Annotated in this window: 8 protein-coding genes; 4 read left to right on the top strand and 4 right to left on the bottom strand. The window is 68.7% G+C overall.

Annotated elements, in window-relative coordinates; all coding sequences use genetic code 11:
* Window positions 1-112 precede the first annotated feature (112 nt).
* Complete coding sequence (locus EEJ42_RS03880; protein WP_123098607.1) at window positions 113-2,116, top strand: CocE/NonD family hydrolase; 2,004 nt, start codon at window positions 113-115, stop codon at window positions 2,114-2,116.
* On the top strand, window positions 2,113-2,763 hold the full coding sequence (locus tag EEJ42_RS03875; protein ID WP_246096026.1) for a TetR/AcrR family transcriptional regulator: 651 nt from the start codon (window positions 2,113-2,115) through the stop codon (window positions 2,761-2,763). The genes EEJ42_RS03880 and EEJ42_RS03875 overlap by 4 nt, the downstream gene beginning before the upstream one ends.
* Window positions 2,764-2,866: 103 nt before the next feature.
* Here EEJ42_RS03875 and EEJ42_RS03870 read toward each other — a convergent pair whose 3' ends face one another.
* Window positions 2,867-3,481, bottom strand: coding sequence for a hypothetical protein (locus EEJ42_RS03870; protein ID WP_123098605.1), 615 nt, complete (start codon window positions 3,479-3,481; stop codon window positions 2,867-2,869).
* Between the two features lie 231 nt (window positions 3,482-3,712).
* Entirely contained in the window at window positions 3,713-4,087 is a 375-nt protein-coding gene (locus tag EEJ42_RS03865; protein WP_123098604.1) for a hypothetical protein, read from the bottom strand.
* Window positions 4,088-4,589: 502 nt separating this feature from the next.
* Between EEJ42_RS03865 and EEJ42_RS03860 the strand changes: the two genes are divergently transcribed.
* On the top strand, window positions 4,590-5,903 hold the full coding sequence (locus EEJ42_RS03860; RefSeq protein WP_246096025.1) for an NsdA family TPR-like regulatory protein: 1,314 nt from the start codon (window positions 4,590-4,592) through the stop codon (window positions 5,901-5,903).
* Window positions 5,904-5,926: 23 nt separating this feature from the next.
* On the top strand, window positions 5,927-6,658 hold the full coding sequence (locus EEJ42_RS03855; protein ID WP_246096024.1) for a 5-formyltetrahydrofolate cyclo-ligase: 732 nt from the start codon (window positions 5,927-5,929) through the stop codon (window positions 6,656-6,658).
* Between the two features lie 86 nt (window positions 6,659-6,744).
* Here the strand turns inward: EEJ42_RS03855 and EEJ42_RS03850 are convergent, their stop codons facing one another.
* Together EEJ42_RS03850 and EEJ42_RS03845 are read right to left on the bottom strand one after the other, a co-directional pair.
* Entirely contained in the window at window positions 6,745-7,122 is a 378-nt protein-coding gene (locus tag EEJ42_RS03850) for a VOC family protein (RefSeq protein ID WP_123098602.1), read from the bottom strand.
* A gap of 3 nt (window positions 7,123-7,125) precedes the next feature.
* Window positions 7,126-8,745, bottom strand: a complete 1,620-nt coding sequence (locus EEJ42_RS03845) for an N-acyl-D-amino-acid deacylase family protein (RefSeq protein WP_123098601.1) — start codon at window positions 8,743-8,745, stop codon at window positions 7,126-7,128.
* Window positions 8,746-8,863: the final 118 nt, after the last annotated feature.

Genomic DNA, 8,863 nt, shown 5'->3' with positions numbered 1-8,863 from the left:
GGTTCGGGGGCGGAGCCCCCGCAACGGGGGTTCGGGGGCTTGCCCCCGGTTCGGGAAGGGGCGGGGTGGGGACGGCCCGCCGCAGGCGCAACACGCTAGGTAAGGGAGACACGTGAGGTACCGCGAGACCTTCGACCGTGAGGTGCGGGTCGAGGACGTATGGATTCCGACCCGCGACGGAACGCGGCTGCACGCCCGCGTCTGGCGGCCGACGGACGCGGAGACCGCCCCCGTACCCGCCCTGCTGGAATACCTCCCGTACCGCAAGAGCGACTGGACCGCGCCCCGCGACGCCCAGCGTCACCCCTGGTACGCCGGGCACGGCTACGCCTCCGTACGGGTCGACCTGCGCGGCAGCGGCGACTCCGAGGGCGTGATGCGCGACGAGTACGACGAGACCGAGCTGGCGGACGGCGTGGACGTCGTCAACTGGCTGGCCGCACAGCCCTGGTGCACCGGCAAGGTGGGGATGTTCGGGATCTCCTGGGGCGGGTTCAACGCGCTCCAGGTCGCCGCCCTGCGCCCCGAGCCGCTGAAGGCGATCGTCACGGTGTGCTCCGCGGACGACCGTTACGACAACGACGTCCACTACATCGGCGGCGCCGTCCTCGGCATCGACATGCTCGCCTGGGCGGGCACGATGCTGGCGTTCACCGCGCGCCCCCCGCACCCCACCTCCGTCGGCGAGGACCGCTGGCTGCCGATGTGGCGGGAGCGGCTCGACGCGCTGGAGCCGTATCTGCACACCTGGCTCGCACACCAGGAGCGGGACGCGTACTGGCGGCACGGCAGCGTGTGCGAGGACTACGGGGCGGTCGACGCCGCGGTGCTCGCGGTCGGCGGGTGGGCCGATCCGTACCGGGACACCGTGCTGCGCCTGGTGGAGCACCTCGACGCGCCCGTACGCGGCCTGATCGGCCCCTGGTCGCACCAGTACCCGGACCGGGGGCTGCCGCCGGGCCCGGCGATCGGGTTCCTCCAGGAGACGCTGCGCTGGTGGGACCACTGGCTCAAGGACACCGACACGGGCGTCATGGACGAGCCGCTGCTCCGGGCGTGGATCAACGATCCGGTGCCGCCCGCCACCTCGTACGACACGATGCCCGGCCGCTGGGTCGGCGACGACGCCTGGCCCGCCCCGTCCGTGACCTGGGACGAACGTCCCCTCGGCGGCGACGATCCGGTGATCGTGCGGTCGCCGCTGCACACCGGGCTCGACGCGGGCCGCTACTTCCCCTTCGGCAACGCCACCGATCTGCCGCCGGATCAGCGCGAGGAGGACGGCCGCTCGCGCTGCTTCGACTCGGCGCCACTGGAAGAGCGGGTGGAGATCCTGGGCCGCCCCCGCGTACGGCTGCGCCTCGACAGCGCGACCCGGCGCGCCCATGTCATCGCGCGCGTCTGCGACGTGGCGCCCGACGGCTCGTCCACCCTCGTCACCCGCGGGGTGCTCAACCTGATGTCCCGGCACGGCCGGGAGAAGGCCGTGGAGTGGGAGCCGGGGCGTGAGGAGGACGTCGAGTTCGAGCTGAACGGGACCGGCTACGCCTTCCCGCCCGGGCACCGCATCAGGGTCGCGGTCTCCGACGCGTACTGGCCCTGGGTCTGGCCGCACGGCGAGCGGGGACAGCTCACCGTACGGCCCGCGGAGAGCGCGCTGCTGCTGCCCGTACGGGACCCGGGCGCGGACGCCTCGCGCCCGCCGATCACCTTCGAGGAGCCCGAACAGGCCCCGCCGCTCGCCGTGACCGTGGACGCGCCCGCCGAACCCCGCCCCGAACGCACCGTCACCCATGACGTGGCCACGGGGGAGTGGGTGCTGGACGTGGATCCCAACTACGGCGGTTCGCGCATCTATCCGGACGGGCTGCGGTACGAGGAGAGCGCCCGCGAGACGTACCGCATCCGCTCCGGCGACCCGCTGTCCGCCGTGGCAAGCTCGCGGTGGACCATCCGGCTGCGGCGCGACGGCTGGGACGCGGAGATCCGTACCGCGACCGAACTGCGTGCCACGGCGGAGGAATTCATCATGGACAGCAGCGTCGAAGCACGGGTGAACGGAGAGACAGTGGCCAACCGCGCATGGCAGCACACCATCCCGAGGACGTCCGCGTGACGTCCTCGTCCGAGCGCGCGTCCGAACGCCGTCCCGCCCGCCGCGCCGTCGCCGCCTCGGCCCGCACCCGCCAGCCGACCGAGGTACGGCGCCGACTGATCGTGGAGGCCGCCGTTCCGCTCATCGCGGAGCGGGGCACCACGGGGGTCGGGGTGCGCGAGGTCGCCGCCGCGGCGGGGGTCTCCGTCGGCACCGTCACGTACCACTTCGAGAGCGTGCAGGAAGTCCTCTCCGAGGCGATGGTCCTGCACATCGAGCGCTACTACGCCGCCCTCACCGAGGCAGCCGACCGTGCCACCAGCGGTGCGGAGGGCCTGCGGCTGCTCATCGACGCGCTCTTCACGGACGACACGGACCGGCACTGGCGGATGTGGTTCGACTACTGGAACGCGGGCGAGCGCGACCAGACGTTCGCCCGCGGGGCGGCCGAGCGGTACGAGAGCTGGCACGGCGAGATCCGGTCGCTGGTGGAGCGGGGCTGCGCCGAGGGCGACTTCCGCTGCGACGACCCGGCGGACTTCTCCCTCCGCTTCTCGGCCCTCGCCGACGGGCTCGCCCTGCGGCGGCTGCGGCAGGTCCCGGCGCTGAGCGTCGAGGACGCGCGACGGCATCTGCGGCGCTTCGTGGACGCGGAGCTGGGCGGCTGAGCGGGCGCGGGAGCGGGGACGCGTGAGCCCCCGGCCGGTCGGTGCCGCTCCGCCCGGGCCACAGGCGGAGGGCGAAGGCTTTTCCTCGATGCGGCGCGTGGGCTCACTTGCTCTGGACCGGCGGGCAGTAGCCGGTGTCCGAGCCGATGGAGTTGATGGTGGCGTTGTCGCGGGGGTCGTTGCCGTAGTCGATCTGGTTGGTGCACTTGGTGTTGGGGTCCGCGGGGATGCCCTTCGACGCGTCGCCCTTCTCGGGCGCCGGGCAGTAGCCGGTGTCCGAGCCGATGCTGTTGATGGTGGCGTTGTCGCGGGGGTCGTTGCCGTAGTCGATCTGGTTGGTGCACTTGGTGTTGGGGTCCGCGGGGATGCCCTTCGACGCGCCGCCCTTCTCCGGCGCCGGGCAGGTCCCGGTGTCCTCACCGATGGAGTTGATCTCGGCGTTGGAGCGGGAGTCGTCCGCGTAGTTGATCTGGTCGGTGCACTTCATGCCGGACTTCTTGGCTGTGCCCGACAACGTGTCGTTGGCGGAGCCCCCGGTCTTGCCCTTGGTGCCGGGGGAGTGCGGGGCACTCGCGGAGGCGGACGAGTGGGGCGCGGACGACGAGGCGCCCTCGTTGCCCTGGCAGGCCGTGAGCCCGAGCGCGGCGACGGCGATCACCATGGCGGCGGCGGCCTTGCGGGCGGTGCGGGAGCGGCGGAGCGTGGTGGTGTGCGACATGTTCTTGTCCGTTTCTCTCTCATCGCTCGAAGTGGTGCCTCGGGCTCGTGAGAACAAGACTGTCGGCCGCCGCTGTCGAACCGCCGCCGTACGCCTAACGCCCGGCTAACGCTCCCGGACGCGTGGCATGAGTGCCTGCCAGGGAGAGTCGGCGCGACCGGCTGCCGGTGTGCCCTCACGGAATTGACCAACCAACCCATGAGCCATCCGGCAGAGAGCGGGGGCCATGAGTCACGAAGTGGACAACGGATTTTGTGGGGCAGCGGACACCCGCTTGGCGTCTTCGCCCGTCTGGTCGGCATCGCCATCGTCATCGTCATCGTGTGTGGGCAAGCGTTCGCCCCGGCTCTCTGCGACGCGCAGTGCGTCGCGCAGCGCTTCGCACAGTCGTTCTGCGAGGAAGCGGACCTCCCGGACGTCGGCCTTCCGTTCATTGAGCAGCGCGTGGGCGTGACCGAGGAGTTCGGCGCCCATGGACAGTTGAAGGTCCTCGATCTCATCCGCCCTGCGGCTCAAGCGGCTGCTGCCGCTGTCCGTTGACAGGAAGCACGGCTTGCCTTCGGGGCTGGACCACGGCAGTAGTCGTAGACCATTTGTCGCGGTCACCGCGTCACCTCCGTTCGTGCTCGGAAGAAGTGGGGGATGTACGGAGGCGCCGGGTCCGTATCCCAGAGGATCGGCACACGCTCTTCGACCGGGACGCGCGGGAGGCGAAGAGTGGGCGTATCGCTGCACCAGAAAGGATGCGGTCGGCGGGCCGAGGGCAGGGGAGACCTCGAAGGTGCCACGAGGACGGGACGAGTGGCGAGATACGCCGCGCTATGTCGGCCCGGACGAGGGGTGATCAGTTCGCGCAGTCTCCGCAGTACCGTTCGGGCGGTACTCTTCCGCATGTTGACGCTCCTCTTCAGCGTTGGCCATGCCCCCGGGCCGTGTGCAGCGGTCGCGGGGGTCTTGCTTGGCATGGGAATGCCGCCTCAAGAGTTTCGAGCCTGAGGACATGCAGCGGAACCGCGAACGGGGAACCCCGCTGGTTGATTTGGGGAACCCCGCTCCGGGGTCGGGGCTACTCTGAGAAGAGATCACTGCCGTCTCTGCTAGGTGGCCCATGGACGAACGCGAGACACGCCGCATCGGTTATCCGCTGACGATCCCTGTTGTGCTCTTACAGAGCGAGGCCATGCAGCGCGCATGCGCTACCCGGGACTTCCGAGAGATCTTCCGACTCGTCAACCGGCGCACCGGGACAAGCCACGCCGCCATGGCGGCGGCCATCGGGAAAATGACCAGCTCCCGCGTGAGCGACATCATCCGAGGCGTTCGTGGTATCCGAGGGCAAGAGGTCATCGAACGTGTGGCCGATGGGTTCGGGATCCCAGGAGAAATGCTAGGCCTGCCGAGAAGGGTGTGGGAGAGTTCCCCCGGGAACGTTGGCGCCATTGATCGCCCTGATCCCAACCTTGAGTCTGTGGTCGATTCTGAGTCCACAGCGCGAGCGCGCTATGCGAAGAATAATCCAAGAGGTCTTGATCTATTGGCCGTAGCCGGGCTCCGTCAGCAGGTTCAAAACCTGGATGCGCGGTACGTCAGCGAACCGTCTACAGCCTTGATTGCTGAAACCGGGCAACACTTGGGACAGTTGGCTCACTGGCATACCTGCACCACCACGTACAGCGTCCGCAGGGACCTCCATGCCGCACAGGCCGAGGCTTCTACGCTCATGGGTCAATTGGTATGGGATGCATCCGGGAGAACCGACCATGGTACGGCGCGTAGGTATTTCGCTCAGGCTGAGGTGGCAGCTCGAGAGTTGGGCGACCCGGTTGCGGAAGGTTTGGCCCTCCTGCGCACTACATTTGTCGCCCTGTACGGTGAGAAAAATCCTCGGGCTGGGCTGGAACTGGCTCGGCGCGCAGCGTCCACAGTTCAAGGATCCAGCCATGTTCTGGGCGGCTTGGCCGTACTGCACGCGGCGGAAGCCCATGCCATGCTGCAACACCGAAAGGATTGCGAAAGGGAGTTGAGCAACGCCGAACGGCACTTTGGTAAAATTTCTGAAGCGGACGCGGCAGCACCCCTTTTCTCGCCCAGCCAGTTCGGCCGGGTGGCGGGTTCGTGTTTTCTGTTTTTGGGCAACGCTTCTCGTGCCGAGGAGTATCTGGTGGACACCGTCAATGCGTTGCCAGACGGCTCGAAGCCTCACGCAGTTGCGCTGGCCAATCTCGCATTGGCTTGTATTAGACAATATAAGCTTGATGAGGCTATTGCAGCTGCCTATGCGGCGATTGACATCCTGGAGCGCCATCGAGGTGCTGGAGGGATGAACCTTGTGTTTCAGGCGGGGCGTGAACTCAAATCTTGGCGGGGTGTATCGGGGGTGCATGATCTCTACGATCGACTTATGGGTCTCATGGCAGCCTGATGCAGGAGCAAAAGGAGTTTCGGGTGAACAATGCGCATGTCCAACATGCCAAACAAGCGCTCCGCGAAAGGGTGTGGGACCTCCTGGAGTGCAGGCGTGCGGCCCCTACGGGCGTGGCAGGGCATATCCCGGATTTTGGTGGCAAAGATGTCGCAGCTGACCGGCTTGCCCAACATCCGGCCTGGGAAGCGGCGCGTGTTATCAAAGCGGTTCCCGATTTGGCTCAGCTTCCTGTTCGCATCCAGGCACTCGAAGACGGAAAGCAGCTTTATATGGCCTCTCCGAAGCTCGCTACGCAAAATCCGTTTTACTACCTGGACCCTGCAAGCCTTGCAGTGTCGCCGCGCGAGGCTGCTGCCCACCGCGCGGCGGCGAAGTTCGCGCGGCCGGTAGACCTGGATGAGATGCCGTCCGTAGATCTGGTTGTTTGCGGAAGCGTTGCTGTCAACCGTGAAGGTGCGCGAATTGGGAAAGGGGCGGGCTACTCGGACATTGAGGTAGCTCTACTCCAAGAAGCTGGTCTCTTGGGCCCGCATACTCTCATCGCAACCACGGTCCACTCCTTGCAGGTCCTCGATGAGGACCTACCAGAGACCGATCACGATTTCCGCGTAGATCTTGTCATCACCCCAGACGAGACATTTGAATGTGCACCCCGTGGGCGTCGGCCTGGAATTATCTGGGATCATCTTGCGCCGGAAGTGATTGCAGCAATCCCTGTGCTGGAAAGTCGCCGTCAAGCTGCCGGGGCGTAAAAGTCTCGCGTCTGCACAGAAGAGGGGCGAAGTGGGGGCAGTTGTGCGGATTGGGCTTCGATCTTTCTGTCTTGTCAGGGGTGATGTCACGGACCGCCGTGGGCGCCAGTATCGATGACGCAGAAGCGGTTGCCGTCCGGGTCGGCGAGCACTACGAAGTCGGCGTCGTCGGGGTAGAGGTCCCAGTCGACGCGCTGGGCGCCCAGGGACACCAGGCGCTCGACCTCCGCGGCCTGGTCGGCGGCGTCACCGGCGTACAGGTCCAGATGAATCCGTGGATGCTCCTGGACCGGCGTCTCGCTGAGGCCGAGTGACAGCTGGACGCCGGCTCCTCGGGTCGGGACCAGCACGACCCAGTCGGGTTCGATCTCCTCGCGGGGGACGTATCCCAGGGCCTCCATCCAGAAGGCGGCCGCACGTGGCACGTCCGCGACACCCAGTACGACGGATCCGATGCTCAGCACGGGTCAATTCTGGCCCGGGGCGACGCGGCGGATGGCGCGGCCCGCCAGGGTGTCCGTGCGGTGGCCGTCCTCGATGACGAAGCGGCCGTCGATGAGGACGTGCGGGATGCCGGTCGGGAGCGTGCGCGGGTTCTCGAAGGTGGAGCCCGCCGCCACCGTGTCCGGGTCGAAGAGGACGAGGTCGGCGCGGTAGCCCTCGCGGATGAGGCCGCGGTCGGGGAGGCGGAGGCGGGCCGCGGGGCGGCCGGTGAGGTGGGCGACGCACTCCTCCAGGGACAGGACGGCCAGTTCGCGGACGTAACGGCCCAGGTACTGGGGGAAGGTGCCGTATGCCCGGGGGTGGGGCTTCGCGCCGTGCAGGATGCCGTCGCTGCCGCCCGTGTGGACGGGGTGCTTCATGATCGCCTGGACGTTCTCCTCGTGGCCGACGTGCTGGAGGATCGTCGGGCCGAGCCGGTCGTCCAGGAGCAGGCGGCGGGCGGTGGTCCACGGATCCTCGCCGCGCTCGCGGGCGCTCGCGGCGACCGTCTTGCCGACGTGGCCGCCGAGGGACGGGTCGTTCACGCCCGAGATCTCGATCCGGTCCCACTCGATGGGCACGCCGTGGCAGCCGTCCGCCCCCTCGACCTCCACGACGTGGCGGATGCGCTCCGCCGTCGCGTCGTCGCGCAGCCGCGCGAGGGTCGCGTCGGGGCCGCCCTCGGCGGCCCAGCTGGGCAGCATGGCGGCGAGGGTGGTGCAGCCGGGGAGGTAGGGATAGGTGTCGAGGGTGATGTCGGCGCCGTCGGCGAGCGCGGAGTCGAGCAGGGCGAGGAGCTCGGGGGCGCGTCCCTTGTTGACACCGAAGTTCATGGTGGCGTGGGCGAGGTGGAGCGCGCAGCCCGCCTCGCGGGTGAGCGCCACCATCTCCTCGTACGCGCGCAGGGCGCCCGCGCCGTAGGAGCGGTGGTGCGGGCAGTAGTAGCCGTCGTACGCTGCCACGACCCGGCACAGCTCGGTGAGCTCGGAGTCGGTGGCGTACATGCCGGGCGTGTAGGTGAGGCCGGAGGACAGGCCTACGGCGCCCTGCTCCAGCCCCTCAGCCACCAGCTCCTTCATCCGCGCGATCTCGGCGGGCGTCGCGTCGCGGTCCTCCCAGCCGAGGGCGAGCATGCGGACGGTGCCCTGCGGGATGAGGTACGCGGCGTTGACGGCGATGCCCCGGCCGTCGAAGCCGTGGTCGAGCCGGTCCAGGTACTCGCCGACGGTGCGCCAGGTGAAGTCGATGTCGGAGCCGTCGCCGTTCCATCCGGTGATGGCGGTACGGATCTGGGCGAGCGTGCGGTCGTTGACGGGGGCGTACGACAGGCCGTCCTGGCCGATGACTTCGAGGGTGACGCCCTGGGCGGCCTTCGCCGAGTGGTCGGGGTCGCGGAGCAGCGCGAGGTCGCTGTGCGCGTGCATGTCGATGAACCCGGGGGAGAGGGCGAGGCCGTCGGCGTCCACGGTGCGGCGGCCGCTGGGGCGCGGGCCGCCTTCGGGGACGACGGCGGCGATCCGCCCGCCGTCCACGCCCACGTCGGCCCGGTAGGCGGCACCGCCGGTGCCGTCGATGACGCGCGCGTCGCGGATGACGAGGTCCATGCGGTGCCTTCTTCCTGTGTGCCGGTCGCGCCCGCAGCGCGCTGTCGTCCCCACCCACCCGCCCCTAGTTCCTACCGGAACCCTCGCGGGTCCCCGCACCCCGACGCCCGGAAGCCGG

It is taken from the genome of Streptomyces botrytidirepellens (assembly GCF_003721215.1).
GTDB lineage: Bacteria > Actinomycetota > Actinomycetes > Streptomycetales > Streptomycetaceae > Streptomyces > Streptomyces himastatinicus.
This window is presented reverse-complemented; position numbering and strand designations above follow the sequence as displayed.